The organism is Geodermatophilus sp. SYSU D00879 (assembly GCF_054050375.1).
This window is the reverse complement of record NZ_JBJGZF010000009.1, coordinates 1-26809: the sequence shown is the minus strand read 5'-3', so window position 1 is coordinate 26809 and position 26809 is coordinate 1. Positions and strand designations below refer to the sequence as shown.

At 75.8% G+C, this 26809-nt stretch carries 25 protein-coding genes, 1 tRNA gene and 2 pseudogenes; 9 read left to right on the top strand and 19 right to left on the bottom strand.

The window, feature by feature from the left end; genetic code table 11:
- The first annotated feature begins 53 nt into the window (after positions 1-53).
- Positions 54-953 carry a LysR family transcriptional regulator gene (locus ACI79B_RS13260; protein ID WP_456928551.1) on the top strand — a complete coding sequence of 300 codons (900 nt, stop codon included), beginning with the start codon at positions 54-56 and terminating at the stop codon, positions 951-953.
- Between the two features lie 6 nt (positions 954-959).
- Here the strand turns inward: ACI79B_RS13260 and ACI79B_RS13255 are convergent, their stop codons facing one another.
- From ACI79B_RS13255 to ACI79B_RS13245, 3 genes and pseudogenes are all read right to left on the bottom strand, one after another.
- Positions 960-1412 carry a TspO/MBR family protein gene (locus ACI79B_RS13255; RefSeq protein ID WP_456928552.1) on the bottom strand — a complete coding sequence of 151 codons (453 nt, stop codon included), beginning with the start codon at positions 1410-1412 and terminating at the stop codon, positions 960-962.
- Positions 1413-1454: 42 nt separating this feature from the next.
- Positions 1455-2309 (bottom strand): SDR family oxidoreductase, encoded by an 855-nt coding sequence (locus ACI79B_RS13250; RefSeq protein WP_456928553.1) that lies wholly within the window; start codon positions 2307-2309, stop codon positions 1455-1457.
- A 160-nt stretch (positions 2310-2469) separates the two neighbouring features.
- Positions 2470-3456: pseudogene (locus ACI79B_RS13245) on the bottom strand (helix-turn-helix transcriptional regulator); the annotation flags it as partial.
- Here ACI79B_RS13245 and ACI79B_RS13240 point away from each other — a divergent pair.
- Both ACI79B_RS13240 and ACI79B_RS13235 read left to right on the top strand, forming a co-directional pair.
- Complete coding sequence (locus ACI79B_RS13240) at positions 3368-4390, top strand: zinc-dependent alcohol dehydrogenase family protein (protein ID WP_456928554.1); 1023 nt, start codon at positions 3368-3370, stop codon at positions 4388-4390. The pseudogene ACI79B_RS13245 and the gene ACI79B_RS13240 overlap by 89 nt on opposite strands.
- A 96-nt stretch (positions 4391-4486) precedes the next feature.
- A complete protein-coding gene (locus ACI79B_RS13235) occupies positions 4487-5527 on the top strand; it encodes an NAD(P)-dependent alcohol dehydrogenase (RefSeq protein ID WP_456928555.1) in 1041 nt (346 codons plus the stop codon).
- Between the two features lie 39 nt (positions 5528-5566).
- On the opposite strand, the gene helR is transcribed toward ACI79B_RS13235, so the two are convergent.
- From helR to ACI79B_RS13205, 6 genes are all read right to left on the bottom strand, one after another.
- Entirely contained in the window at positions 5567-7717 is a 2151-nt protein-coding gene (gene helR, locus ACI79B_RS13230) for an RNA polymerase recycling motor ATPase HelR (protein ID WP_456930425.1), read from the bottom strand.
- 88 nt (positions 7718-7805) lie between these two features.
- A complete protein-coding gene (locus ACI79B_RS13225; RefSeq protein WP_456930424.1) occupies positions 7806-8690 on the bottom strand; it encodes an ABC transporter permease in 885 nt (294 codons plus the stop codon).
- Positions 8690-9490 carry an ABC transporter permease gene (locus ACI79B_RS13220; protein WP_456930423.1) on the bottom strand — a complete coding sequence of 267 codons (801 nt, stop codon included), beginning with the start codon at positions 9488-9490 and terminating at the stop codon, positions 8690-8692. The genes ACI79B_RS13225 and ACI79B_RS13220 overlap by 1 nt, the downstream gene beginning before the upstream one ends.
- Entirely contained in the window at positions 9487-10314 is an 828-nt protein-coding gene (locus ACI79B_RS13215) for an ABC transporter ATP-binding protein (protein WP_456930422.1), read from the bottom strand. The genes ACI79B_RS13220 and ACI79B_RS13215 overlap by 4 nt, the downstream gene beginning before the upstream one ends.
- A 7-nt stretch (positions 10315-10321) precedes the next feature.
- Entirely contained in the window at positions 10322-11398 is a 1077-nt protein-coding gene (locus ACI79B_RS13210) for an ABC transporter substrate-binding protein (protein WP_456930421.1), read from the bottom strand.
- Positions 11399-11534: 136 nt separating this feature from the next.
- On the bottom strand, positions 11535-11762 hold the full coding sequence (locus ACI79B_RS13205; RefSeq protein ID WP_456930420.1) for a hypothetical protein: 228 nt from the start codon (positions 11760-11762) through the stop codon (positions 11535-11537).
- Positions 11763-12209: 447 nt separating this feature from the next.
- Between ACI79B_RS13205 and ACI79B_RS13200 the strand changes: the two genes are divergently transcribed.
- The gene (locus tag ACI79B_RS13200; protein WP_456930419.1) at positions 12210-14606 is read left to right on the top strand and encodes a heavy metal translocating P-type ATPase; all 2397 of its coding nucleotides are present in this window, start codon (positions 12210-12212) and stop codon (positions 14604-14606) included.
- A 338-nt stretch (positions 14607-14944) separates the two neighbouring features.
- Here the strand turns inward: ACI79B_RS13200 and ACI79B_RS13195 are convergent, their stop codons facing one another.
- Entirely contained in the window at positions 14945-15184 is a 240-nt protein-coding gene (locus ACI79B_RS13195; RefSeq protein WP_387984865.1) for a hypothetical protein, read from the bottom strand.
- A 185-nt stretch (positions 15185-15369) separates the two neighbouring features.
- Here ACI79B_RS13195 and ACI79B_RS13190 point away from each other — a divergent pair, with 185 nt between their 5' ends.
- Complete coding sequence (locus tag ACI79B_RS13190; protein WP_456930418.1) at positions 15370-15579, top strand: DUF4177 domain-containing protein; 210 nt, start codon at positions 15370-15372, stop codon at positions 15577-15579.
- A gap of 36 nt (positions 15580-15615) precedes the next feature.
- Here ACI79B_RS13190 and ACI79B_RS13185 read toward each other — a convergent pair.
- From ACI79B_RS13185 to ACI79B_RS13175, 3 genes are all read right to left on the bottom strand, one after another.
- Positions 15616-15689 (bottom strand) — tRNA-Ile (locus tag ACI79B_RS13185).
- Positions 15690-16199: 510 nt separating this feature from the next.
- Positions 16200-17480: an MFS transporter gene (locus ACI79B_RS13180; RefSeq protein WP_456930417.1), complete on the bottom strand. Its 1281-nt coding sequence runs from the start codon at positions 17478-17480 to the stop codon at positions 16200-16202.
- Positions 17473-18522 carry an AraC family transcriptional regulator gene (locus tag ACI79B_RS13175; RefSeq protein ID WP_456930416.1) on the bottom strand — a complete coding sequence of 350 codons (1050 nt, stop codon included), beginning with the start codon at positions 18520-18522 and terminating at the stop codon, positions 17473-17475. The genes ACI79B_RS13180 and ACI79B_RS13175 overlap by 8 nt, the downstream gene beginning before the upstream one ends.
- A gap of 204 nt (positions 18523-18726) precedes the next feature.
- Between ACI79B_RS13175 and ACI79B_RS13170 the strand changes: the two genes are divergently transcribed.
- Positions 18727-18969 carry a response regulator transcription factor gene (locus ACI79B_RS13170; RefSeq protein WP_456930415.1) on the top strand — a complete coding sequence of 81 codons (243 nt, stop codon included), beginning with the start codon at positions 18727-18729 and terminating at the stop codon, positions 18967-18969.
- A gap of 273 nt (positions 18970-19242) precedes the next feature.
- On the opposite strand, the gene ACI79B_RS13165 is transcribed toward ACI79B_RS13170, so the two are convergent.
- The 5 genes and pseudogenes from ACI79B_RS13165 to ACI79B_RS13145 all read right to left on the bottom strand — a co-directional run bounded on the left by ACI79B_RS13165 (position 19243) and on the right by ACI79B_RS13145 (position 22031).
- On the bottom strand, positions 19243-19569 hold the full coding sequence (locus ACI79B_RS13165; protein WP_456930414.1) for an STAS domain-containing protein: 327 nt from the start codon (positions 19567-19569) through the stop codon (positions 19243-19245).
- Positions 19570-19626: 57 nt separating this feature from the next.
- On the bottom strand, positions 19627-19836 hold the full coding sequence (locus ACI79B_RS13160) for a hypothetical protein (protein WP_456930427.1): 210 nt from the start codon (positions 19834-19836) through the stop codon (positions 19627-19629).
- A 70-nt stretch (positions 19837-19906) separates the two neighbouring features.
- A pseudogene (locus ACI79B_RS13155) lies at positions 19907-20086 on the bottom strand (LuxR C-terminal-related transcriptional regulator); the annotation flags it as partial.
- Between the two features lie 400 nt (positions 20087-20486).
- A complete protein-coding gene (locus ACI79B_RS13150) occupies positions 20487-20903 on the bottom strand; it encodes a hypothetical protein (RefSeq protein WP_456930413.1) in 417 nt (138 codons plus the stop codon).
- A gap of 561 nt (positions 20904-21464) precedes the next feature.
- Complete coding sequence (locus tag ACI79B_RS13145; RefSeq protein ID WP_456930412.1) at positions 21465-22031, bottom strand: DUF1707 SHOCT-like domain-containing protein; 567 nt, start codon at positions 22029-22031, stop codon at positions 21465-21467.
- Positions 22032-22483: 452 nt separating this feature from the next.
- On the opposite strand from ACI79B_RS13145, the gene ACI79B_RS13140 reads away from it, so the two are divergent.
- Positions 22484-23692 (top strand): M23 family metallopeptidase, encoded by a 1209-nt coding sequence (locus tag ACI79B_RS13140; protein ID WP_456930426.1) that lies wholly within the window; start codon positions 22484-22486, stop codon positions 23690-23692.
- Here ACI79B_RS13140 and ACI79B_RS13135 read toward each other — a convergent pair.
- Positions 23689-24591: a maleylpyruvate isomerase N-terminal domain-containing protein gene (locus ACI79B_RS13135; protein WP_456930411.1), complete on the bottom strand. Its 903-nt coding sequence runs from the start codon at positions 24589-24591 to the stop codon at positions 23689-23691. The two genes, ACI79B_RS13140 and ACI79B_RS13135, sit on opposite strands and share 4 nt — an antisense overlap.
- An 83-nt stretch (positions 24592-24674) precedes the next feature.
- Between ACI79B_RS13135 and ACI79B_RS13130 the strand changes: the two genes are divergently transcribed.
- Both ACI79B_RS13130 and ACI79B_RS13125 read left to right on the top strand, forming a co-directional pair.
- The gene (locus ACI79B_RS13130) at positions 24675-25796 is read left to right on the top strand and encodes a diguanylate cyclase domain-containing protein (RefSeq protein WP_456930410.1); all 1122 of its coding nucleotides are present in this window, start codon (positions 24675-24677) and stop codon (positions 25794-25796) included.
- A gap of 355 nt (positions 25797-26151) precedes the next feature.
- On the top strand, positions 26152-26652 hold the full coding sequence (locus tag ACI79B_RS13125) for a DUF3145 domain-containing protein (RefSeq protein ID WP_456930409.1): 501 nt from the start codon (positions 26152-26154) through the stop codon (positions 26650-26652).
- Positions 26653-26809 lie beyond the last annotated feature (157 nt).

The window sequence follows — 26809 nt, the reverse complement described above, 5'->3', positions numbered from 1 at the left end:
GTGACCTTGCAGCACCAGCGAGAGTTCCTCACACGACGATGTAGCGTCGCTGCATGGACGTCCGCGCGCTGGAGACCCTCCGCGCGGTGCGCACGCAGGGCGGCGTCACCGCCGCGGCCGCCGTCCTGCACCTGACGCCCTCGGCGGTGTCGCAGCAGCTGGCCGTCCTCTCGCGGGAGGCCGGGGTGCCGCTCACCGAGCGGGTCGGGCGCGGGCTGCGGCTGACCGCGGCGGGGGAGGCGCTGGCCGAGGCGGCGGTCGACGTCGCGGTCGCCGTCGAGCGGGCGCGGGCCGCCTGCGCCGCCTTCCTCGAGCGCCCCGAGGGCACGGTGCGGGTGTCGGCCTTCCAGAGCGGCGCCCAGCTGCTGCTGCCGCCGCTGCTCACCCGGGTGCGCGAGCTCGGCGGGATCACCGTCGAGTGCTCGGACGAGGACGTCGTGCTCGACGAGTTCCCCGCGCTCACCGACCGGGTCGACGTCGTCGTCGCCCACCGGCCCGACGGCGCGCAGTGGCCCGCCGCCGGACTGCGCGTCGTCCCGCTGCTGCGCGAGCCGCTCGACGTCGCCGTGCCCCGCGACCACCCGCTGGCCGGCCGGTCGCGGGTGCGCCCCGGGGACCTGGTGGACGAGGACTGGATCGCCGTCCGCGAGGGCTTCCCGGTCGCCACGGTGCTGGCCGCCGTCGCCGCAGGGTCGGGCACCGCGCCGCGGATCACCCACCGGATCAACGACTTCTCCGTCGTCGAGGCGCTGGTGGCCGCCGGGCACGGGATCTCGCTGCTGCCGCGGTTCACCCGCGGCGGCCACCCCGGCGTGCGGCTGCTGCCGCTGGTGGGGGTGCGGGCCGGGCGGCAGGTCGATGCGCTGCTGCGGCCGGACACCGCTGAGCGGCTGGTCGTGCGCCGGGTGCTCGACGCGCTCGTGCACGTCGCCGCGGAGGCCGCGGGCGGGTGAGGCCGGTCAGCGCCGGTTCCGGCGGGCGATCTCGGCGCTGAGCACCGTCGCGAACGCCGTCCAGGCCGCGTAGGGGAGCAGGGCCCGGCCCGCGGCACGGTCCACCCGGCCGGTGCGCCGGGTGAGGTCGGCCGTCGACGCCGCCAGCAGCGCCGCCTCTCCCGCCGCCAGCGGCGGCCGGTGCGCGCGGAAGAAGGCCCACGTCCAGCCCGCGTTCAGCACGAGGTTGCCGGCCAGGGCCCGGGCGTCCGCCGGGTCGCCCCGCTCCAGGAGGCGCCCGCCGGCGAACGCCAGCAGCACGTACAGCGCCGTCCACGCGATCCCGAACACCGGGCCGGGCGGCTGCCAGCAGGGCCTGTCGAGCCCGCGGTACCAGGACGAGCCGACGTCGGTCCCGGCCGAGCCGACCAGGGCGGTCAGCCCGACGGCGGCCGAGGAGGTCAGCAGGGGACGTCGCACGGGCTCAGCCTGCGCCGCGGTCGGCGGACCCGCCCGCCGAGTTCAGGGCTTCCAGCGGTGCAGGCCGGTCACCCGGCGGACGGCGGCGGCCGCCACCCGGTACGGCACCTTGTCCAGCACCGCGGCCAGCTTCGCGTCCGGCCCGACGGTCACCCGGAACCGCGGGCGGTCGGCGTCGAGCGCCCGGGCGACGGCGCGGGCCACCTCGCGGGGGTCGCGCGAGCGGGGGAGGTGCTCCTGCTCGACGAACCGCTCCACGGTCTGCAGCAGGCCGCGGTAGGGGCTGCCGGGCGGGGTGATGCGCGGCGTCGTCGCCCAGATCGCGGTGTCGTAGTTCCCCGGCTCGACCAGCACCACCCGGACGCCGAACGGCTCGACCTCGTAGGCCAGCGACTCCGCCCAGCCCTCGAGCGCCCACTTCGACGCGCAGTACAGCGACAGCCCGGGGTTGCCGTAGCGGGCGGAGTCGCTGGAGACGAGGACCAGCCGCCCCGCCCGCTGCCGCCGCATGACCGGCAGCACCAGCTGGGTGAGCCGGAGGGCGCCGAGCAGGTTGGTGTCGAGGACCCGGCGCCACTCGTCCTCGTCGGTGTCCTCGAACGCGCCCCCGCTCGCGGTGCCGGCGTTGTTCACCAGCGCGTCGAGCCGGCCGCCGGTGAGCCGCAGGGTCTCCTCCACCGCCCGCCGGGAGGACTCCGCGTCGGTCACGTCCAGCTGGACGACGTCGAGCGGCTCCAGCCCCGCCTCCCGGGTGCGGGCGTCGAGCGCGGCCCGCCGGCCGGGGTCGCGCATCGAGGCCACGACGTGCCGGCCGCGGCGGGCCAGCTCGACGGCGGTCTCGAGGCCGAGGCCGGAGGAGCACCCGGTGACCAGGACGGTGCGCTGCTCGTTGTCCACGGCGACCGCATCGGCAGTCCGGCCGGCCGACCGGACTGCCGCGGCTCAGACGCGGTGGGCCGCCGGGCTGCTCGTGTCCCGCGGTCGCGGCCCAGCTGGCCAGGAGCCTGAGGGCGTCCTCGGACGGGGTGCCGGGCTCGGCGGTGTAGACGGTCATCCGCAGGTCCGCGGAGTCCTCGGCCGGCAGGTCGAACGTGTGGTAGCCCAGGTCGAGCGTGCCGACGACGGGGTGGCGGAACTGCTTGGCGCCGTTGTGGTGGATGCGGACGTCGTGCGCCGCCCAGCGGACCCGGAACTCCTCGCTGACCGTGGACAGCTCCCCGACGAGCTCGCGCAGCTGCGCGTCGAACGGACGGCGGCCGGCCTCCCCGCGCAGCAGCGCGACGGTGGTGTTGGCGGCGAGCTCCCAGTCCGCGTAGTAGTCGCGGGCCTGCGGGGCGAGGAACTGGAACCGGGCGAAGTTCGCCGGCCGTCGCGGGTCGTCGAACAGCGGTGAGTGCAGCGCCCAGCCCAGGGCGTTGGTCGCGAGGACGTCGAGGCGGCCGTTGGCGACGAGGGCCGCCGAGCCCGTCATCGAGTCCAGCATCCACTGCACCCGCGGCGGGATGGCGGCCCGCATCCGGCGCTGCGGCGCGTGGGCCGGCCGGGCGGCGGCGCGCGCCAGGTTGAACAGGTGGGTCCGCTCGGCCTCGGTCAGCTGCAGCGCCCGGGCGACGGCCTCCAGCACGTCCTCCGACACCCCGGCGATGTGACCCTTCTCCAGCCGCGTGTACCAGTCGGTGCTCACCCCGGCGAGGACGGCGACCTCCTCGCGGCGCAGCCCGGGCACCCGCCGGCGCCCGCCGCCCGGCAGCAGGCCGGCCCGCTCCGGGCTGATCCGGCCGCGCCGGCTCACCAGGAAGTCGCGGATGTCGGCGCGGTTGTCCACGCCTGTCGACGGTACGGCGGCCCGCCGGGGCAGGGGGGTCGCGGCAGCACCCCCCACGAACCCGACCCCCCGCGCGTGCGCCGGAGGGGGTTCCGTGGAGGCCACACCGCGACCGAGGAGGAGCACCACCGTGCGAGGAGCCGTCCTGTACGCCCCCGGCGACGTCCGCGTCGAGGACCGTCCGGACCCGAGGATCGAGCAGCCCACCGACGCCGTCATCCGGCTCACCGCCGCCTGCGTGTGCGGCTCGGACCTGTGGCCCTACCGCGGCGCCGAGGCGGTGGACGGCCCGTCGCCGATGGGGCACGAGTACGTCGGCGTCGTCGAGGAGGTCGGCAGCGAGGTCCGCACCGTGCGGCCCGGGCAGTTCGTCGTCGGCTCCTTCTTCGCCTCCGACAACACCTGCGAGATCTGCCGGGCCGGCTACCAGACGCACTGCGTCGACCGGCAGCCCGGCGCCCCCACCGGCGCGCAGGCCCAGTACGCGCGGATCCCCCTGGCCGACGGCACGCTCGTCGCCACCCCGGACACCCCGTCCGACGACCTGGTCCCCGGCCTGCTCGCCGCCTCCGACGTGCTGGGTACCGGCTGGTTCGCCGCCGTCGCGGCGGAGGCCGGGCCGGGGAAGACGGTGGCCGTCGTCGGCGACGGCGCGGTCGGCCTGCTCGGTGTCCTGGCCGCCCGGCAGCTCGGGGCGGAGCGGGTCGTCGTCTTCAGCCGGCACGAGGACCGGCAGCGGCTGGCCCGCGAGTTCGGCGCCACCGACGTCCTCACCACCCGCGGCGACGAGGGCGTCGCCGAGCTCAGGGAGCTCACCGGCGGCCTGGGCGCGCACTCGGTGATCGAGGCGGTGGGCACCCAGGAGTCGATGATGCAGGCCGTCCGCGCCACCCGCGCCGGCGGCCACGTCGGGTACGTCGGCGTCTCGCACGACGTCTCGCTGCCCGGCCAGGAGCTGTTCTCCTCCGGCGTCCACCTGCACGGCGGCCCCGCCCCGGTGCGCCGCTTCCTGCCCGAGCTGATCGACCTGATCTGCACCCGGGCCATCGACCCCGGGAGGGTCTTCGACCTCGAGCTCCCGCTGGAGCAGGCCGCCGAGGGCTACCGCGCCATGGACGAGCGCCGCGCGATCAAGGCGCTGCTGCGCCCCTGAGAGCGAGACCCCGGGCAGACCACCCGCGGCGCGATCCCCGCCGCCCCCGCCGTCGGCCGACGGCGACCACCCACCCCGAACGGAGAGCACACCCGCATGCGCGTCAACGCCTACGCCGCCCCCGCCGCCGGCCGCCCGCTGGCCCCCACCACGATCGAGCGCCGCGACGTCGGCCCCCGAGACGTCCTCGTCGAGATCCGGTACGCCGGCATCTGCCACTCCGACATCCACACCGTCAACGGCGACTGGGGGCCGCAGCCGTTCCCCGTCGTCCCCGGCCACGAGATCGTCGGCGTCGTCGCCGAGGTCGGCGCCGACGTCACCCGGCACCGGGTCGGCGACCTCGTCGGTGTCGGCTGCATGGTGAACTCCTGCGGGGAGTGCGCCGCCTGCCGCAACGGCGACGAGCAGTACTGCCTGGCCGGCATGGTCGCCACCTACGCCGGCACCGATCGCGACGGCACCATCACCCAGGGCGGCTACTCCACCCACGTCGTCGTGGACGCCGGCTTCGTCCTGCGGGTGCCCGACGGCATCGACCCGGCGGCCGCCGCGCCGCTGCTGTGCGCCGGCATCACCACGTGGTCGCCGCTGCGCCGCTGGGGCGCCGGGCCGGGCCGGCGGGTCGCCGTCGTCGGGCTCGGCGGGCTGGGCCACGTGGCCGTCAAGCTCGCCGCCGCGCTCGGCGCCGAGGTCACGGTGCTGTCCCGGTCGCTGAAGAAGCAGGAGGACGGCCTCCGGCTCGGCGCCGAGGCATACCTCGCCACCGGCGACCCGGACACGTTCACGCAGCTGGCCGGCCGGTTCGACCTGGTCGTCAACACCGTCAGCGCGCCGATCGACGTCGACGCGTACCTGTCGCTGCTGGCCGTGGACGGCGCGCTGGTCAACGTCGGGGCGCCCGCCGAGCCGCTGAGCCTGCACGCCATGTCGCTGATCGGCGGCCGGCGCACCTACGCCGGCTCGATGATCGGCGGCATCGCCGAGACCCAGGAGATGCTCGACTTCTGCGGCGAGCACGGGATCGGCGCCGAGGTCGAGGTCATCCCCGCCGACCGGGTGAACGACGCCTACGAGCGGGTGCTCGCCTCCGACGTGCGTTACCGGTTCGTCATCGACACCGCCACCCTCCGCTGACCGCCGGCGCGGGCCCCGCCTCCGGGGCCCGCGCCGCCGTCAGCGACTCGTGAGGACGACGAGCCGCTGGGTCGCCCGGGTCATCGCGACGTACCGGTCGACCGCCCCCTCGACGCCCTCGCCGAACCGGTCGGGGTCGACGAGGACGACCAGGTCGAACTCCAGCCCCTTCGCCAGCACCGGCGTCAGCGACCGGACGCGGGGCGTCGCCGGGAACGCCGGGGCGCCGATGACGCAGGCGGTGCCCTCGGCGTGCTCGGCCAGCCAGCCGTCCACGACCGCCCGCAGGTCCGCGGTGGACCCGTGCGCGACGGGGACGCCGGTGCTGCGGATCGACGTCGGCACGTTGGCGTCGGGGATCGCGGCCCGGATGACCGGCGCGGCCTCGGCCATGACCTCCTCGGGCGTGCGGTAGTTGATCGTCAGCGAGGACACGCGCACGTCGGCGAGGCCGATCCGCCCGAGCCGCTCCTCCCACGACTCGGTGAACCCGTGCCGGGCCTGCGCGCGGTCCCCGACGACGGTGAGGCTGCGGGACGGGCAGCGGCGCAGCAGCACCTGCCACTCCGCGTCGGTCAGCTCCTGTGCCTCGTCGACGACGACGTGCGCGAACGGGCCGGCGAGCACGTCCGGGTCGGCCTGGGGGAGCGCGGCCTCGTCGACCAGGGCGTCGCGGAGGTCCTGGTGGCGCAGGCTGGTCATCAGCAGCAGCTCGGAGTCGTCGGCCGCGACGAGCTCGTCGATGACGCCGGCCATCCGCTCGCGCTCGGCGGCGACGACGGCGTCGTGCCGGCGCCGCCGCCGCTCCACCTCCGGGTCGCCGATCCGCAGGCGCGCCGCGTCGAGCAGCGGCAGGTCCGACACGGTCCACGCCCGGGGGTCCGCGCGCTGCAGCGCCCGGACGTCGTCGGCGCCGAGCCAGGGGGCGCACCGGCGCAGGTAGGCCGGCACCGACCACAGGTCCCCGACGACGTCGGCGGCCTCCAGCAGCGGCCACGCGCGGTCGAACGCCGCGCGCAGGTCGCCGTCGCGCCGCACCGCCCGCCGCACCTCTTCCGGCTCGGCGTCCTCGTCGTCGTGCGCGTCGACCACGATGGAGACCAGCGCCTCCCACGCCTGCCCGCGCGCCTCGTTGTGCGGGGTGCCGGGGTCGGGCGCCTCGAACGCCTCGGCCCAGTCGTCGGGGCCCAGCCGCACGTCCGCCCACGGGGTCGTGACCGTCACGCCGCGGCGGGGCGGCTCCTCGTGGAAGCGCACCGCCGCCTCGACCACCTCGGCCATCCGCACGGACGCCTTCAGCGCGGCGACGTGCGGGTCGTCCTCGACCCCGGCCGTCGCGCCCTCGGGCACCAGGTCCCGCAGCGTGCAGGTCCGCACGCCCTCCTCGCCCAGGCGGGGCAGCACGTCGGACACGTAGGCCAGGTAGGGCTCGTGCGGGCCGACGAACAGCACCCCGCCCCGGTGGTGCCCGAGGCGCGGGTCGGAGTAGAGGAGGTACGCGGTGCGGTGCAGGGCGACGACGGTCTTGCCCGTCCCCGGGCCGCCGTCGACGACGAGCGCGCCGCGGGAGCCCGCGCGGATGATCGCGTCCTGGTCGGCCTGGATGGTGCCGAGCACGTCCCGCATCCGGTCCGACCGGTCGCTGCCGAGGCTGGCGATGAACGCGGACTGCTCGTCGAGCGCGGCGTGCCCCCGGAGCCCGTCGGGGGTGAACACCTCGTCCCAGTAGTCGGTGATCCGGCCGCGGGTCCAGCGGTACCGGCGGCGGCTGGCCAGCCCCATCGGGTCGGCGTGGGTGGCGCCGAAGAACGGCTCGGCGGCCGGCGAGCGCCAGTCGACCAGCAGTCGGCGGCCCGCGCCGTCGGTGAGGCCGAGCCGCCCGACGTAGACCGGCTCGCCGCCGTCCGCGGGCACCATCCGCCCGAGGCACAGGTCCAGGCCGAAGCGGCGGAGGGTCCGCAGCCGCGCGGTGAGCCGGTGCACCTCCAGGTCCCGGTCCAGTGCCGCCTGGCCGTGCCCGCCGGGGGACCGGCGCTCGGCGTCGAGGCGGTCGGTCAGCTCGGCGACGGTCTGCTCGAGGCTCGCCGCGACGGCGGTGAGGTGCGCGACGTCGTCGGCGACCAGCGCGGGGTCGGCCTTGGGCGCGAGGTCGTCGGGGAGGGCGAACACGGCGGTGCTGAGGGGGCTCACGGCGGGCGAGTGTGGGCCCCGCCCCGGGTCTTGCCGCAAGCCCCGGGGGGCGCTATACGTTGAGGTGGGAGGAGCGGGAGCCCCCGTCTCAGGTGCCCTCGCGCGGTGTCATCCCCATCCGGGCCAGCACGATCGTCTCCGCGATCTGCACGAGGCCGTAGAGCACCAGCGACACCGCGGTCACGACCACGACCGCCGACCAGACCAGCGAGAACTGCACCTGCGCGTACGCGGTCTGGATCGCCGAGCCGATGCCGTCGCCGGTGGCCAGCCACTCGACCAGCAGCGCCCCGGTGAGCGCGCCGGGCACGGAGACGCGGACGGCGGCGAAGAACGCCGGCAGCGACGCGGGCAGCGCCACCTTCCGCAGCGCGGTCAGCGGGCCGCCGCCGTAGACGTGCACGACGTCGAGCACCTGCGGGGACGCCGACCGCAGCCCGAACGCGATCGTCACCAGCGCGGGGAACAGCACGACGATCCCGGCGACCACCGCGACGGTGGCGACGTCGCGGCCGAACACCAGGATGATCAGCGGCGTCATCGCGACCAGCGGCACCGAGCGGAGCAGCATCGCGATCGGCATGAGCGCGTGCTCCACGCCCCGCGACAGCCGGAACGCCGTCGCGCCGAGCAGCGCCACCACCAGGCCGGTGACGAAGCCGACCAGGGCGTGCCCCAGGCTCGTGCCCAGCCGGTCGAGCAGCAGCGCCCGGTGCTCGCCGGCGTCGTCGTCGGTGACCAGGTACGTCCACACGTCCAGCGGGCCCTTGGCGACGTAGGACGAGATGCCGAACAGCTCGATCACGCCGACCCACAGCACCCCGACGACGACCAGCGTCCCCACGAAGGCGAGCACCGAGCGCCCCAGCGCGCGCAGCACCGCCCGGGCGGCCTGCCGCCGGACCTCCCGGTACCGGGCCGCGGCGGCGGACGGCGCGGTCGCCGACCGCGGCGGGTCGAGCGTCTGCGCCATCAGGCCTGCCGTCCTCTCGACCACGGGGTCACGAACCGGGCGACGAGCCCGAGCAGGCCGAAGCCGACGATCGCCACCGCGCCGGAGGCCAGCGCGATGCCCCACACCCGCGCCGCGTTCAGGCCCTGCTGCGCGGCGGTCATCGCCGGCCCGATGCCGACGTCGACCTTCCCGAAGTACTCGCCGAGGACCGCGCCGAGGAAGCAGGCCGGCACCGCGATCTGCAGCGCGGTGAGGACGCCCGGCAGCGCGGCGACCAGCCGGACCTTGCGCAGCTGGGTGAGCGCCCCGCCGCCGTACACCGCGACCACGTCGAGCGCGGCCCGGTCGGCGGCGCGCAGGCCCAGCAGCGTGCCGACGACGGTGGTGAAGAAGCAGCTCAGCGCCGCGAGGAACACCGCCGTCCCGGACGCCTCGCCGACGTCCGGGGCGCCGGCGATGATCAGCACCAGCGGGCCGATGGCGACGATCGGCACGCAGTAGGTGACGGTGGCCAGCTGCACGACGACGCCCTCGGTCCGCGGCACCACCAGGACGACGGCGGCCAGCAGCAGCGCCAGCCCGTTGCCCCACAGGAAGCCCTGTGCCCCCTCCTCCAGCGTCACCCCGAGGTTGCGGCCGTAGAACGACCAGCCGTCGGCGGCCCACTGGGCCACCACCTCGGGCGGCGTGGGGATCGCGTCGACCGAGCCCGCGCCGACGTCGGACAGCACCGTGACGGCGGCCAGCCACCACAGCGCGACGACCAGCGCCGACCCGAGCGCGCCGACCGCCCAGGACGGCAGCCGGACGGTGCTCACCCGCCGTCCCCGTCCGTCCCCGCGCCGGTGCCGAACAGCAGCTCCGACGCCCGGTCGACGTAGGCGTGGAACTCCGGCGTCCGCTGCATCTCCGGCGTCCGCGGGCGGGGGAGGTCGACGTCGATGACCTCCCGCACGCGGCCGGGCCGCGGGCTCATGACCGCCACCTGGTCGGAGAGGAACACCGCCTCGGTGATGCCGTGGGTGACCATCAGCGTGGTCGCCGGCTTCTCGGTCCAGATCCGCAGCAGCTCGAGGTTGAGCCGCTGGCGGGTCATGTCGTCCAGGGCGCCGAACGGCTCGTCGAGCAGCAGCACCGACGGCCTGAGGACCAGCGCCCGCGCGATCGACACGCGCTGGCGCATGCCGCCGGACAGCTGGGCGGGCCTCGCCTTCTCGAAGCCCTCGAGCCCGACGAGCGCGACGAGCTCGCGCACGTACGCGTCGTCGACCCGCACCCCGGCCACCTCGAAGGGCAGCCGGATGTTGGACAGCACGCTGCGCCAGGGCAGCAGCGCGGCGTCCTGGAAGGCGATGCCGAGCTCGTGCCCGCGGCGCAGCTCCTGCGGGCTCCGCCCGTCGACCCGGATCGAGCCGCCGGTCGGCTGCTCCAGGCCGGCCAGCACCCGCAGGATCGTGGACTTGCCGCAGCCCGACGGCCCGAGCAGGGACAGGAAGCTGCCGCGGTCGGTGTGCAGGTCCACCGCGGACAGGGCCTCGACCCGGCGTCGGCCCATCGCGAAGGTCTTGGACAGGCCGGTGATCTGCACGCCGGTGCCCAGGGCGGCGCCCCGGGCACCGGACGTGGTGGTCGTCTCGGTCACCGGCTCATCAGGGCTGGTAGTCCTTGAGCTCCGGGTTCTCCTCGTAGACCTCCTCGAGGAGCGACAGGTCGAACAGCTCGTCGGCCTCGATCTCGACGCCGGCGCCGGCCAGCGACTCGACGGTCTCCTGCTGCAGCTCGTCGGTGATCGTGAACAGGCCGTTGGCCTCGGTGTCCTCGGTGGTGATGAGCTCGTCGTTGGCGGTGTGCGCCGACTGCACCTCGTTCTCGCGGACCAGGCCGAGGTCGGCGCCGTAGCTCTCCAGGCAGACGTCGACGGCGGCCTCGGGGTCGGCCAGGACGTCGGTCCAGCCCCGGATCTCGGCGACGAGGAACGCCTTGAGCCTCTCGCGGTCCTCGGCGAGCGCCTGCTCCGTGACGGTGAACGTCTCGGCGACGAAGGGCAGCCCGTTGTCGGCGAAGGGCAGGTTGGTGACGGCCAGGCCCTGGCTCGCCACGGTGATCGACTCGTTGGTCAGGTAGGCGACGAAGCCGTCGACCTCGCCGTTGACCAGGACCGAGGGGTCGTACTGCACCGGGACGACGGTGACCTGGCCCGGGTCGATGCCGTTGGCGGCCAGCAGCGCCTGGAAGAGGCTGGCGTTGGAGTCCTGGACGCCGATCCGCTTGCCGATCATGTCCTGCGGCGTCGCGATGTCCCCGCCGTCGGCCAGCGACAGGATCGTGAACGGGTTCTTCTGGTACGTCGTCCCGATGATCCGGACCGGGGCGTCCTCGTTGGCGACGGCGGTGCCGACCGAGACGGCGTCGCTGAGCGCGACGTCGACCGAGCCCTGCACCAGCTCGGCGACGCCGGTGGAGGGGCCGGCGACGAGGTCGACCGAGGAGAAGCCGGCGTCGTCGTAGTAGCCGTCGGTGTCGGCCACGTACTCACCGAGGAACTCGGCGTTCTTGATCCAGGACAGCTGGACGGACAGCTCGCCGAAGCCGTCCTCGCCGGAGCCCTCCGGTCCGCCGGGGTCGTCGGACCCGCCGCAGGCGCCCAGGGCGAGGGCCAGGCCCACGGCGGACGTCGCCGCGGCGGCCCGCCGGAGGGGGGAGCGGGTGGGGGACGGGAAGGTCATCGGGGTCCTCGCTCGGGTCGGCTGCGCGGTCAGCGGCGCCCGACCCTCGCCGACGTTCGTTTCCGCCCGAGGCGCGTCGTGTCACCGCCGGGTTACCGCCGGTCCCACGCCCCGTGAGGAACCCCACGCCGCTCCGTCAGCCGACGGACTCCGTCATCCGGTCCAGCACCTCCAGCCACGCCCGGCGGACGTGCACGGGCTGGTCGGCGACCAGGGAGCCCAGGTGCGCGGGGGTGAGCCGGCCGGGGTCGACGACGGTGTCGAAGGCGAGGCGGAAGACGAGGTCGCTGATCTGGTCGCTCGCGAGGCCCGCGTCGGTCAACGGCTGCAGGACCCACCGCGGGTCCGCCGGCATCGTGCTCACGGACGGTCTTCGTGCGCGGGCCGCGTCCCGGATGCACCCGCTGACGAGTTCCCGTCCCGCGGTCGGTGGAGCAGGACGGCGCGCTGGAGCAGACCGTCCCCATGGGGGCGACGACGTACCGGCTGATGTCCGGCTCCGCCGGCGAGATCCCCGACGACCCCGGTCCCGCCGGCCTGACGGCGATCCCGGAGGTGGTGTTCTCGTCCACGCTGCGGGCGCCGCTGTCGTGGGCGAACACCGGGCTGGTCGACGGCGACGCCGTCGCCGCCGTGCGGGAGGTGGAGCAGCGCGACGGCCGCGGCCCGGCACCGCATCCCGGCGACACGCTCGGGCCCGGCGGCTCGACGCCCACGCGGGCCGAGGGACCGAGGGACACGGACGGCCTGGACATACATACCCCCCAGGGGTATCGTCCAGCGCGACGTACCCGAGGGCCGAGGAGGGGCGATGACCACGGACCTGCAGACGGTGGTGCTCGAGGTCGCCGGCGTGCAGTGGGCGTCGGAGAAGGCGACCGTGGAGGGCGTACTGGGCCGGCGCCCCGGCGTGGTGGGCGTCGAGGCCAACCCCGTGGCCCAGACCGCGACGGTGACGTACGACCCCGCACGGACCTCGGTGGCCGACCTCGCCGGGTGGGTCCGTGACTGCGGCTACCACTGCGCCGGGCAGTCGGTGCCCCGCCACGTGTGCGACCCCGCCGCGGAGCCGCGCGCGCACGACGGCCAGGCAGCCCACGCCGGGCACGAGATGGGCTCCGGCGGACACGGCGGGATGACGCCCCAGGACGCGATGGGCCACGGCGGCCACCACGCCGGCATGTCGATGGACGACATGGCCCGGGACATGCGCAACCGGTTCCTGGTGGCCGCGGTCCTGTCGGTGCCGATCCTGCTGTGGTCGCCGATCGGCCGGGAGGTCCTCGGCTTCACCGCGCCCGCGCCGTTCGGCCTGCGCGACGACGTCTTCTCGCTGGTCCTGTCGCTGCCGGTGGTCCTCTGGTCGGCCTGGGTCTTCTTCGACGGCGCCTGGCGGGCGCTGCGCGCCCGGACGCTGGACATGATGGTGCTGGTCGCCGTCGCGGTGGGCGCGGGCTGGCTGTACAGCCTGGTCATCACGCTGACGGGCGGCGGGGAGGTCTTCTACGAGGCCGCCACCGTGCTCACCGCGTTCGTGCTGCTCGGGCACTGGTTCGAGATGCGCGCCCGCGGCGGGGCCAACGACGCGATCCGCGCCCTGCTGGAACTCGCGCCGCCGCGCGCGGTCGTGCTGCGTGACGGGCAGCCGGTGGAGGTGCCCACCGCCGAGGTCGTCGTCGGCGACCTGCTGCTGGTCCGTCCCGGCGCCAAGGTCCCCGTCGACGGGAGGGTCGAGGACGGCGACTCGGAGGTCGACGAGTCGATGGTCACCGGCGAGAGCCTGCCGGTGCCCAAGTCACCCGGCGACGAGGTCGTCGGCGCCTCGGTCAACACCACCGGCACGCTGCGGGCGCGGGCGACGAGGGTCGGTTCCGACACCGCGCTGGCGCAGATCGTGCAGATGGTGCAGGAGGCGCAGAACTCGAAGGCGCCCGGCCAGCGGCTGGCCGACCGGGCCGCGTTCTGGCTCGTCCTCGTCGCGCTGGTCGGCGGTGGCCTCACCCTGGCCGTGTGGCTGCTGGCCGGGGCCTCGTTCGCCACGGCGATGCTGTTCGCGATCACCGTCGTCGTGATCACCTGCCCGGACGCGCTCGGCCTGGCCACCCCGACGGCGATCATGGTCGGCACCGGCCTGGGCGCCCGGCGCGGCGTGCTGTTCAAGAACGCCACCGCGCTGGAGACCGCCGCCCGGATCGACACCGTGGTGATGGACAAGACCGGCACCCTCACGAAGGGGGAGCCGGAGGTCACCGACGTCGTCGTCGACGGGATGGAGCCCGACGACGTCCTGGCGCTGGCCGCCGCCGTCGAGCGGGAGTCCGAGCACCCGCTGGCCACCGCCGTGGCCCGGCACGCCGACAGCCTCGGCGTGCCGGCCCTGACCGCCACCGGCTTCCGCAACGTCCCCGGCCACGGGGCGTCCGCGGAGGTCGCCGGACGCCGGGTGCTGGTCGGCAACGTCAGGCTGATGGCCGACGAGGGCGTCGACCTCGGGACGCTCGGCGAGCGCCGGGACGAGTTGGCCGGCAGCGGGCGCACCGCCGTCCTGGTCGCCGTCGACGGCCGCGCCGCGGGTGTGATCGCCCTGGCCGACGCCCCGCGGGACACCTCGGCCGCCGCGGTGGCCGCGCTGCACGACACCGGGGTCGAGGTCGTGGTGCTCAGCGGCGACAACGAGGCCACCGCCCGGCGCATCGCCGGCCGGCTCGGCATCGACACCGTCGTCGCCGACGTCCTGCCCGGCGACAAGGCCGCGAAGATCACCGAGCTGCAGCGGGCCGGCAAGCGGGTCGCGATGGTCGGCGACGGGGTCAACGACGCCCCGGCGCTGGCGCAGGCCGACCTCGGCATCGCCATCGGCGCCGGCACCGACGTCGCCATCGAGACCGCCGACGTCGTGCTCATGCGCTCCGACCCGCTCGACGTCCCGACCGCGCTGACCATCGGCCGCGGCACCCTGCGGAAGATGCGGCAGAACCTGGGCTGGGCCGTCGGCTACAACGCCGTCGCGCTGCCGATCGCCGCCGGCGTGTTCGAGCCGGCCTTCGGCCTGGTGCTGCGGCCGGAGATCGCCGCGCTGTCGATGTCGGGCTCGTCGTTCCTCGTCGCGGTCAACGCGCTGCTGCTCAAGCGCCTGCGGCTGCCCGCCGGCCCGGCCGAGCCCGCGGCGACGGCTCCCGCGCCCGAGCCGGAGCCGGTGTCCCGCTGAGGCGACACGGAGTCCTCCCGGCGGACCCGCCGGGGAGGACTCCGTGTCGCCCACCACCAGGGGGCCGTGGAGACGGCCGAGCCCGAGATCGCCGACGGGCAGGACTCCGACGCGACCGCCTGGCGGCGTCGATCCGCGGCGGCCGGACCGCCCGGATCGCCGAGAGGCAGCAGTCGCCGGCCGAGCTCGACGGCCGGCCCGCGCCGCGGCGGGGCGGGCCGTCCACCCGCCCCGCCGCGGCGGTCCTCGCCTGCGGCGCGCCTCAGGAGTCCCGGCCGTCGGGCACGGCTCTCGCCCTGCCCGCGCCGGGTCCCCCGGGAGGCGTGCGCCCGGTCGGTTCAGCCGCCGAGCCGGGACCTGAGCAGCTGCTTGCCCCGCTCAGCGCCCTTGCGGCTGTCCGCCTGCGCCTTGCGGAAGAGCTCGGCGAGTTCGCCGTCGCCGTCGCGGTCGGCGTCCTGGATGTAGGTCTCCAGCCGCAGCGCGTTGCTCAGGCACTGCTCGGTGAACCAGATGAGGTTGTAGTCCTTGTCCTGAGTGCCGGTGACCTGCCCGGCCTCCTGGCCGCTGGTGGTGGTCATGTCCGCTCCCTCCACTCGGGTGAGGGGTCCGGTCTACTCGTCGGCCACCGTCGCGTCCACGGGGTGCGTCCTCGGTGTTCCCCGTCCGCGCGGGCACCGGCCGGGCGGCGGCGGGAGCGGTCGTGGACGCGCGGACGTCCGGCCCGACAGACTGACCCGGCGAGCGCCGACGAGGGGAGCAGTCGATGGCCGGCCGTTACGAGTACAAGGTCGAGGAGCTCCGCGAGGGCATGATCGGCGGCAAGATGTCCGGCGACAAGCTCGAGAGGGTGCTCAACGAGCACGCCCGCGAGGGCTGGCAGCTCAAGGCGATCACCTCCGTCGACGTGAAGGGCCGCATCGGGCCCGGCAGCGTCGAGGGCATCCTGGTGACCTTCGAGCGCCCCGTCGGCTGATCACCCCGACGACGCGCTGACCTGCGGGTCCGTACGTGGGGCGGGTGGGGCTCGAACCCACGACCCAGGGATTATGAGTCCCATGCTCTGACCGGCTGAGCTACCGCCCCTGAACTGCATCTTCCCTGCTCAGCGCCCTATTCGCCCGGCAGGCAAGGGACAGTGGGACGCGTTTTGCCACGAGAAGCGTGTGGCATAGGTGTGTCATTCACCCGCTCGCGGAGTGCCGCGGTGGGGTCGTGCCACGCCGTGCCACCGCTGATTGTGGCAAACGCGGGGCGGACACGGTGGGTGGTGAGCTGGAGCAGCGGCCGGCGCTGGCGCGGTGGCGGTACGCGGTGTACGGGCCGGTCTGCCTCGTCGCGTGGCGGCGCAGACGTCCCGTCACGGACCCGCTAGGCCATCTGCAGCGGCGTCCACACCGGCATGGCTTCCGCGGTGCCGTGCATGGCGCGGGAGTCGACTCCGGCGGCTACAGCAGCGTGGCGTCCTCTGAAGCGCCGGGTGCATCAGCCGCGACCGTCTTGACCCACACGCCGAGTGACTGGGCGGCCAGGGGCAGCCCGCCGACAATCCGCTGGTGTCGTGACCGGTCACCGCGCCGGCGCAGCGCGCCGCGGTCAGGTGGCGGGGGAGACGCGGTGGAGACCGTCGCGATGCGTGCGGCGGCCGAGAGCGAGGACGGCGAGGGCGACGACGGAGACCACCGGCACCCACCGCAGCGCAGCGGCCAGGCCGAGTCGGTCGGCCAGCGCGCCGGTGATCACCGGGCCGGCAGCCAGGCCAATCAGGTTGTTCGCCATCGCGAGCACGCCCAGCGCGCTGGCCCGGACCGACGCGGGAGTCAGCTCCGCCACAAGGGCACCGGCCGGACCGGAGGTGCCGGCGGCGAAGAAGGCCCCGGCGCCGATCAGGGCCAGCTGCACCGGCTCGACGGGCAGGGAGAAGCCGACGCCGAGGAGGACCAGTGAGGCTGCGACGAAGCTGACCGCGGTCGTCCAGCGGCGCGCCGGTCGGGTGCGGGCGAGCCGGTCGCTCAGCAGCCCGCAACCGATCATGCCGACGCCCATCAGCAGCAGCAGGGCTGCGGCGAGCGCGGCGGCGGTACCGGCCTGTAGCGCGTAGGCGCGGTGGAGGTAGCTGGGCAGCCATGCGATGAGGGAGCCGGCGACGAACAGCTGCAGCCCGTTGCCGAGGTAGGCGCACAGCACCGCCGGCGGGGACAGCACCGCGGACAGCCGCGCCGGCGTCCGCGCGCCCGGCGGACCGTAGGCCGCGTCGGGCTGGGCGTGGCGGGTGAGCCGGTCGTCGGTGACCAGCTGCCGGAACGCCACCAGCAGCACCAGGCCGAGCACGGCCATCGCCGCGACGGCCGGGCGCCAGCCGAACCGGTCGGCAAGCGCCCCGCCGCAGAAGATCCCGAGCACGGCGCCGAACGAGCCGCCGGCGGTGAACGCCCCGGACAGCGTGGCCCGTCGGTGTGCGGGGAAGACCGCCAGCACGATGGCCAGGCCGACGCTGCCGTAAGCGGCCTCGCCCACGCCGACGAGCACGCGGGCGCCGAGCAGCTGCCCGTAGCCGGCGGCCATCGCGGAGCCCAGCGTGGCCAGGCTCCACAGCCCGGCCATCAGCAGGACGGCGCGGCGGCGGCCGTACCGGTCGGCCAGAAGCGACAGCGGCACGGTCAGCACCGCGACGGTGAGCGCGACGACGCTGCTCAGCGCCCCGAGCTCGGTGTCGCTCAGCGCCCACTCGGCCTTGAGCGCCGGGAACACCGCCACGAGGACCTGCCGGCACATGAAGTCCGACAGCAGCAGCGCGAACGCCAGCGCGAAGACGACCCCGGGGAACCCCGACCGGGCCGCCCCAGGGACCGGCGGGTCGGGGACGGCGTCAGCCACGGTCGCCGACCCCGTCCTCCAGCGGCGGGCCCGGCGCCGGGCGGCACTGCGCGCGCCGGCGCCACTCGGTCGCGGTGGCGCCGAACTGCCCGCGGAACCAGACCGAGAACGCGCTGGGAGCGGCGAATCCCAGCAGGTGTGCGATCCGGGTCAGCGAGTAGGCGTCGTTGGCCAGGTACCGCTCGGCCCACCGGATGCGGGTGGCGTGCACGATCGTCGAGAAGGTCTCACCCTCCTCGGCCAGGTGCCGCCGCAGCGTGCGCGGCGGGATGTTGAGCGAGCGGCTGACGTGCACCAGCGAGCAGCGGCCGGTCGGCAACAGCACCTCGACCATCGAACGGACCTGCTCGGTGGGACTGGTCGGCCGCGGGGCGGGCACGGTCTCCAGTAGCCGGCGGGCGTACGCCCGCATCCCCGGATCGGCGGTCACCGTCGGCAGCCCCAGGTCACGCGCCGGGAAGGCCACCCCGGTGAACGGCTCGTCGAACCGCAATCCCGGGCCGAACACCTGGTGGAACAGCGTGGGATCGGCCGGTGGGCCGTGGGCGAAGACCACCGACAGCGGCTGCCAGTCCGCCCGCACCAGGCTGCGGACGACGCCGACCAGGACGGCCGTGGTGCCGTCGAGGAACTGGCGGACGGGGACCGGCGCGCCGAAGTTCAACCACACCTGCACCGTCGCCAGCCCGTCGGCCTCGAGCAGCCGCAGGTCCAGCACGCCGTTGTAGGCGTGCTCGTAGCGGATGAGCAGGTCCAACGCGCTGCGCAGGTCCGGCTCCTCGCGCAGCACCACGCTGAGCGGGCCCAGGGCCGACAGCCGCCGGTAGCCCGCCATCCGCACGCCGAGGTCCTCGCAGCCGGATGCTGTCGCCGAGCGCTCCAGCAGCCGGGCCACCGGCGCCGCAGGGACCCACCGGTCCTGTTCGGCCAGCGCGCCGAGGTCCAGCCCCTCTGCGGCCATCAACCGCGCCGGGTCCAGGCCGACGGAGCGGGCTACCTCCGGGTAGCCGGTCAGCGCCGCGTAGCGGACGAGGCGCTCCATGCCGGCTCCCTCCGCTGGTGGCCCGCATCCGCAAGTAAAGCGGCCTCATCGGGAAAGCGGGCCTACCTGCGACTTCCTACCGTGGCGACACCCGGAGCTGCGCCGCCTGAACAGGTCGCCGGTCCCCGGGGTGCTGCAGAGGATCCGTCGCACCGGACCGGGAGCGGCCGGCCCCGGCGCGACCGTGGGGAACGGAGCGCAGCCATGCACGACCCGCCCGCGGCCGCACCCGACGTCGCCCGTTCCGACGGACGGCCGATCCTTTCCGCCCGCGAACTCGACGCGCTGCACCTGCTCGCCCAGGGCCGATCGACCGCCCAGATCGCCGCAGCCATGTCGATCTCCGTGAATACCGCCCGCACTCGCATCCACCGCCTCCGCGCCAAGCTGGACGTCACTGACCGGCAGCAGGTGGTGCCGCGAGCCCGAGACCTCGGGCTGCTCTGACCGAGCCCACCCGAGGACCGTGACACCGGCCATCGACGGAGGGTGCCCGGACTCGCGGCCCTCCGCGGCTACGCCTACGTCGCTGGCCGTACCGCCGACGGTGTCGCCGGCGATCTGGTCGAGCCCGCCTGCCGACCGATCAGTTGCGTGAGGACGCCGACAGCGACCGCTGACCGCACCGGGTTGAGCTACGGCACCGGCCGGACAACACGGCGGGTGACCATCCGGCCGCCACGGTTCGGGCGATACGTCCCCCGCTGCGCCCAGCGCCGGTCAGCGGGAGAACTGGGCGTCGAGACCGGTCTGCTGCAGCACGCGGTCGACACAGCGCGCCGAGCGGCGCAGCAGCACCGGGCGCCCGCCGCCGGCGGCTTGGGCCCAGCGGAGCATCAGGGCCAGGCCGGCGGAGCTGATGAAGGTGACCGCGCCGGCGTCGATGGCCGCCACCGGCGTCGGCTGGTGGTCGGGGTCGGCGGTGAAGCGGCCGACGACGGCGGCGTCGACCTCACCGGTCAGGTGCAGCACGAGCCCGTCGGGTTCGCGCTGCAGCGTCACCGCGCCGGGCAGGTGCAGCGGATGGGACGCGGGCTGGGCAGTCACCGGGCCGGTGTGCCCGGTGTGCGGCGGTTTCCGGCCGCGGGTGGCGGCGCGGTCGAGTCAGCCGGCGGCGGTGTCCACCGGGTCGGCAGGGGTCACGTGAGCCCAGACGTGCTTGCGGCCGTCGCGGGCGATCCAGCCGTGAGAGGTGCTCAGACGCGCGACCGGGTGCAGCCCGAGGCCGCCGTCGGCGGCGTCCCGGCCCACGGCCGGCACCGGTGGCCGGTCGCCGGCGGCGTCGCTGACCTCGACGGGACGGGCCCCGTGCACGTGTCGAGCCCCGTGGTGCGCGGAGCCGGGCTACAGCAGTCCCCGCGCCCGGCGCGGCGACCGCGTCGTCCCGGCCGGTTGCCGCGAGCTTGCGGATGAGCGTGCGTACGTGGCCGCGGACGGTGTTGGTCGACAGCACGAGACCGGCCGCGATCTGCCTGGTCGACTGCGCGTCGCCCAGCCGTTGGAGCACCGGGAACTCGCGGGGACTCAACCGCGGCGGCGCCGCATCTGCCGTCGACTCGACCATCGGGCTCTCCTCGCCCACCGTCGCGGCCACCGGCGGTGCCCAGCGCCCGCGAGCCTGGACCGGCCCGAGACCGGCCCAGGGAGAACCATGCTCGCCCGCCGAGTTGCGCGCCACGGGTTCCGGCGCGCCAGGGTGCCGCAGCGCCGGCCGCACCCGGCCCAGGACCACCGCGCCCGGCCGTGCCTGCGCCGGTCCCTGGATTCGGTCCCCAGGTCGTCGCCGACCGGTTCCATTCGGGCCTGTTGTGGGTACGAACAAGGGCCCTGCCCGGTGCTCGGCAGAGAGCGTCCGTTCGCGGGGTTCGGGGTACGTCACCGGGCAGGGCTTGGCCTCCTGGTGTGCCGAGAAGCCGCCTCGTGGTGAGTTCGTTGGCCGCAGTCAGATGGCAGCTTCTTGGCCGTTATCTGCCGTCCCTTCGTTCGCGGTCCGCCGTGGCCGCCGCTTGGTCCCGGCTGTCCTGCTCGCGGTCGGCGCGGGCGGCCTCGCGATCCTGTTGCGCCGCGAGCCGGTCCTGCTCGGCCGCGCGGCGGTCGGCCGTGTCGGCCGCTCGGTCGCCCGCGGCCCGTGCCCGGTCGTCCTCGATCCATCCGCGGTAGCTCGCCTCGACCTCGATGTCGATGGCCTCCTGCTCCTCGCCCTCTCCAGGAGGCCTACCGCCGGCCGGCGCGGCCGGCTGGCCCGTCCACCGCCTGTGTTCGGCACGACGCTCGTCAGCGGCCGCCTCCCGGCACTCGGCGGCCACGGCCCGCTCCGCGGCCTGCCGGTCCCGCTCGGCGGCCACCTCGTCGCGCAGTTGGGCCGCCGTCTCGCGGCGCACGGCCGCTGCGCGCCGGCGGTCGCCGGCTCGCTCCCGCCGCCGGGCCGCATCGTCCAGGGCCCGGTCGGCCGCGGTCCGCCGCTGCCCGGTGCCCGCCGCGTCCGTGGGATCGGGCGTCGGGTCGATCGGCCAGCGCTCCGCCCGCAGCCGCTCGTGCTCGACGGCCCGCAGCGCCGCCGCCTCGCTCAGCAGCCTTGCGCGTCCTCGAGGCGGCCCTCCTGCAGAGCCCGTTCGGCGAGGGTGAGCGGGTGGCGGCGACACCGCTCTCGGTGGCGGCGATCGCCTCGGCGCCCCGGCCCAGTCGCTCCTGCGGCCGCCGGACGTCCTGCCGGAGCCGCTCGGCGGCCTGCTCGGCGCGACGGCGCTGCTGCTCCCGGCGGTCCTGCCCGTCCGGCCCGCGCTGGTCGGCGGCACGCCCTCCCCGGCGGCGGGCAGGGCCTCCCGGGCGGCACCGGCGGCTTCCCCGGCACGCCGCCCGAGTTCTACGACGGCACCGTCCCCGGCGACGGGACCACCGCCGACAGCGCCTGACCCGCGCGCGGGCGGGCCCGGCCGGGGGAGTCAGCCCCGGCCGGGCCCGTCGCCGAAGCCGTCGATCCCGCCGGGCCCGTCGCCGAACCCGCCCGGACCGCCGCCGAACCCGTCCGGCCCCCCGCCGAGGCCCTCCGCCAGGCCGTGCAGCACCAGTGAGCCGAACGCCACGAGCACCAGCAGGGTCACCAGGCCCACGAGCGCGATCCGCACCGCCGCGGGACGGCCGGCGCGCGCCCCGGCCACGGTGGTCCGCACCTGCTCCCAGGCCATGAGCCCCAGGGGCCGCCAGCCCGGCGCCGCCACCCGCGGCGGGGCCGCCACCGGCGGGAGGTCGGCGGTCAGCGGCGCGAGGTCGCGGACGTGCACGGCGGCCCAGGCGGCCGCCATCCGGTCCCCGCCCTCGTCGGGGGTGAGCGCCCCCCGGGCGATGCCGTCCTGCAGGCGGTGCACCGTCGCGAGCCGGTCGGCGTCGGTCGCGCGCACCGGCGGCGCCTGCGGTGCGGCGCCCGGCCGCGCCGTGCCGTTCACGGCGGCCGTGTACCGCGCCCGGCCGTCGAACGGCGTCGTCGGTCCTGGGATCGGGGTCCCGTCCATGTCGTTCCTCCCCACGAGAGCCGGTCCGGCCGGCCAGCCTGCCCGCGGTTCCTGTGACGGACCTGTGAGCCCGGACACCGCGGGACATGCCACGGAGGCAGGAGTGACACGGGGTGTCAATCCGGGCACGCATGGTGAGACACGCAGGTCGTCGGGGTAGGAGAACGGTTGAGAGCGCAAGCGGACACGCGGGGGCCGTTATGTCCCCGTGACCTCACCCGTCCCATCCGTAGTACCTTCGCCCGCGGTCCTGCCGGGCCGCTGCGCCTCGGACCGACGGGGACCCCGGCCGGACTCCGCCTGACCGTCCCGGCACGCGCCGGACGCGGGGACCGCACGGAGGTCCCCGGCTCGGTCGCGCCCGCGGACGCCACACGCGGGCAGGTCGCCGTCCCGGACGGGCCCGACCGGCAGGCGGCCGCGAGAAAGGGAGAGCCGCCCTCTTGGCGACCGTGCACCACCGGACCGCCCGCCCCGCCTCCCGCCGGCTGCGCCGCGCCGTGCTCGCCGCCGGGGCCGCCGCGCTCCTGCTGGCGGCGCCCGTCCCGGCGATGGCGGACCCCGACGACGACGTCGCCGCGGCCGAGGCCGCCGAGGCCGCCCTCGTCGCCGAGGTGAGCCGGATCCAGGGCGCGGTCACCGCCGCCGAGGAGCAGCTCCAGCGGATGACCGTCGAGGCCGAGGCCGCCGCGGACGCCGCGCTGGTCGCGCAGGCCGAGCTCGCCGCCGCCCAGGAGGCCGCCACCGTGGCCGCCGCCGAGCTGCAGGCGGCGCGGGACGCCGTCGCGCAGGCGCAGGACGAGGTCGTCGAGCTCGGCCGCGAGGCCTACATGGGCAGCGGGGGAGACCTCGGCGGCACCGCCTCGGTGCTGCTGGACAGCCAGGGCCCCCGCGAGGTCCTCGAGCGCGCCGCCACCCTCGACCTGCTCGGCTCCCAGCGCGCCGAGACCCTCCAGCAGTACGAGCTGCTCGAGACCCAGGAGGAGGAGGCCGACGCCGCCGCCCGCGCCGCCGTCCAGGAGCGCGACGCCGCCGCCGCGGCCGCCGCGGAGGCCCAGGCCGCCGCCGACGCCCGGCTGGCCCAGGCGCAGGGCGACTACGACGCCCTGGCCGGCGAGAAGGCTCGCCTGGACGAGCAGCTGCGCGCGGCCGAGGTCGAGCTGCTGCGGCTGCGCGGCATCGCCGAGGCCGAGGCCGCCTGGGAGGCCCAGCAGGCCGCCGAGCAGCAGGCCGCCGTGAACGTCCAGTCCACCGCCGGTGGCGGCATCGCCCCGACCACCGGCCGCGTGACCTCCTGCTACGGCCCGCGCTGGGGGACCATGCACCAGGGCGTCGACATCGCCGCCCCGATCGGCACCCCGGTGTTCGCCCCGGAGGGCGGCGTCGTCCTGCAGGCGGGGCCCGCCAGCGGCTTCGGCCAGGCCGTCTACGTCCAGCACGACGACGGCTCGATCACCCTCTACGGCCACGTCAACCGGTTCTTCGTCTCGGCCGGGCAGGTCGTGAGCGCCGGCCAGCAGATCGCCGAGGTCGGCAACAAGGGCCAGTCCACCGGTCCGCACCTGCACTTCGAGGTGCACGAGGGCGGGCTGTACGCCAGCCGGGTCAACCCGATGCCGTGGCTGCAGGCGCACGGCATCTCGCTGGGCGGCGCCTGCTAGCGGCGCCCCCGGAACCGGCCGAGCAGGTCGCCGGCGCCCCCGACGGTCCGCGCCGCCAGCGCCAGGATCGGCCCGCCGGGGATGCCCGGCGCCGACTCGACGATCGGGGCCAGCCGCATCAGCTCCGGCAGGTCCCGCACCCGCAGCCGGCGCCGCACCAGCGCCGCGGCCGGGTTGGTCCGCCCCGACGCCGCCTCCAGCAGCACGTCGGCCGCGGCCTCGACGACGGCGCCGCGCGGACGCGCGCCGCCCACCCGCCGGACCGTCCAGCCCGGCGGGTCGGCCGCGAAGACCCACCCGCCGCCGGGGGTGACCAGGGCGGCGCCGCCGGTGATGCCCGAGGAGGCGGCCAGCGCGCCGGTGACGTCGGCCAGCGCGGCCAGCCCGGCGTCCAGGGCCGGCGCCGGGACCGGGGGAGCGCCCAGCGGCACCAGGTCCAGGCCGTGCACCGCGAGCTCGTAGGCCTGGCCGAGGACCACCGACAGCATCGGCAGCCGCCCCACCGTGGAGACGGCGGGCGCGGTGTCCAGCTCCTCGGGCTCCTCGGCCAGGTAGCGCTCGGTCGCCTCGCGGTTGCGGCGCAGCGCGGCGAGGACCTCCTCCCGCGAGGCGTCGCGGTGGGCGGCGGTCACCCGGGCGTTGGTCGCGTCGACGTCGGCCGGCGTCCCGGTGCCGCCGGCCCGGGCGGAGGCCGCCAGGTCGGCCAGGGCGGCGTGGTCGGGCCAGCAGCCCAGGTGCACGCACACCTCGTGCGCCCGCCAGCCCGGCAGCCGCGTCGGCCGCGCCAGGTCCACCGCGGCCGCCTGCTCGAGGAAGGCGTCCCAGGCGCCGAGCACCATCGGCCCCACCACGTCCCGGCCGGCGTCGGCCATCCCGTGCGTCGCGTCGTCCCGTCCCATGCCCGGGCCCCTACCCACCCCGCCGGGGGAGCGGCACGTACGTCCGGGTGGAGAACGGAACGGATCCGGCCGAGAACCCGACCGTGGACGGGACGGGAGTGCGACGCGCCGGGGCGGGGACCCCGCGCCGGCCGCGGCGTCCCGCGCCCGCCTGGCTCGGCGCGGGCCTGTACCGGCCGCTGGCCGAGGACGACGAGCGCGCCCACTTCTGGGTCCGGCACGTGCACACCGGCGTGCTGCTCAGCGAGATCGCCGGCTGGGCCTGCCTGGTCTACACCCTGACCACCCCGACGCCCGGTCACCGGCACCCCGTGCTGCTGACGCTGGCCGGCTCGGTCGTCGTCCTGACGCCCCTGCTGCTCCTGCTGCCGCTGCACCGGATCGTCCGCGACCTGCGCGGCCCGCTGCTGTTCTACGCCTGGACGGCGGCGGTGACGGCCATCGTCGCCACCGCCGCGCGCCTGGACGGCGGCACCGACAGCCCGCTGTCGGCGGTGTTCTTCCTGGTCCTCGTCTACATGGCGGTCGCCTACCCGCCGGCCGGCGTGGTGCTCACCGGGACGCTCATGACCACCGCGTACGCGACCCTGGTCGCCGGCCCGCCGGACGCGCACTCCTTGCTGGTGGCCACCGTGCTCGGGACGGTCACGCTGATCTGCACGCTGTCCTCGGCCAACCAGTGGGCGGCCCACGACCGGCAGGTGCTGCTGCTGCGCACCCAGGAGGCGCTGGCCACCACCGACCCGCTCACCGGCGTCCCCAACCGCCGGGTCTTCCTCGACCGCGTCGGCCGCGCCGTGCGCCTCGCCGGCCGGGGCGAGCGGGCGGTGGTCTGCATCGTCGACCTGGACGGCTTCAAGGCGGTCAACGACCAGCGGGGCCACGCCGCCGGTGACGAGGTCCTCCGCTCGGTCGCCGCCGCGCTGGGGCGGGTGGTCCGCGAGACCGACACCGTCGCCCGGCTCGGCGGCGACGAGTTCGCCGTCCTCGCCGGCTCCCTCCTGCCCGCCGACGACGTCCTGCTCGCCGACCGCCTGCGGGCCGCCGTCGCGGAGGTCGGCGCCGGCTTCGGGGTGACCGGCAGCGTGGGCTGCGCCCTCGTCCACCCCGGCGACGACGTCGCGGGCGTGCTGCACCACGCCGACGAGGCCATGTACCGGGCCAAGGCGGCCGGCGGGGACCGGGTCGCCGATCTCGCAGGGTGACCGACACCCCCGCGCAGTTCTCACCGAGCGTGACCGGCGGTCGACGGAGTTCCGTATGCGACACAGGGCCCCGCAACGGCCCGTGACGGGTGCCACGGTGTACCGTCAGGGCGGTCCGCCCCCGGGTTGGACGCCGCGCCGGTGGTCGTGGTATGGCGCTGACCTGCACTTCCGTGACGCGCGGGGCGGGTGTGGTCACATCCGGAACAGTCGCTGCATCCGCACTGGCGCGACCGGCACCTCATCGTGCACACTGTCACCGGAAGCCCTGGTCCGCCGCCGTTGACCACAGCCTGTCACCGAATCGATCGTCCGTTGGGGAAGACGAGACCGATCGAGTCGATGGAGGTGCCTCGTGCAGCGACGGTCTACCCAGGGTGTCGTCTTCGTGCACTCCTGCCCGAAGGCGCTCTGCCAGCACGTCGAGTGGGCGCTCGAACGCGTCATCGGCGCGCCGGTCTCCCTGTCGTGGGCCGACCAGCCCGCGGCGCACGGTGCCTACCGTGCCGAGGTCGCCTGGACCGGCTCACCCGGGACGGGCGCCAAGCTGGTCGCCGCGCTGCGCGCGTGGCCGATGCTGCGCTTCGAGGTGACCGAGGAGGCCAGCCACGGCAACGACGGCGAGCGGATGTCCTACGTGCCCGGCCACGGCGTCTTCCGCGCACCCACGAGCGCCAACGGCGACATCGTGGTGACCGAGCAGCAGCTGCGCACGCTCGCCGCGACCGCCACCTCGGCGGAGGCGTTCCGCCACGGCGTCGACCAGCTCCTGGGCGCGGCCTGGGACGCCGACCTCGAGGTCTACCGCTACGCCGGCGACGGCAGCCAGACCACCTGGCTGCACCAGGTCGTCTGAGCGTCCGGGGCGAAGGCGCAGGTCACGATCAGGGCACACGACGTGAGGCACCCCGCCTCCTCGTCGTAGGCTGCAGACCAGGTCGTCCGGACGCCGTCGGGGAAGCGGCGTCCGGACGGCCTTCACACGAGGGGCCCGCCACCGCTGCAGCGGTGGC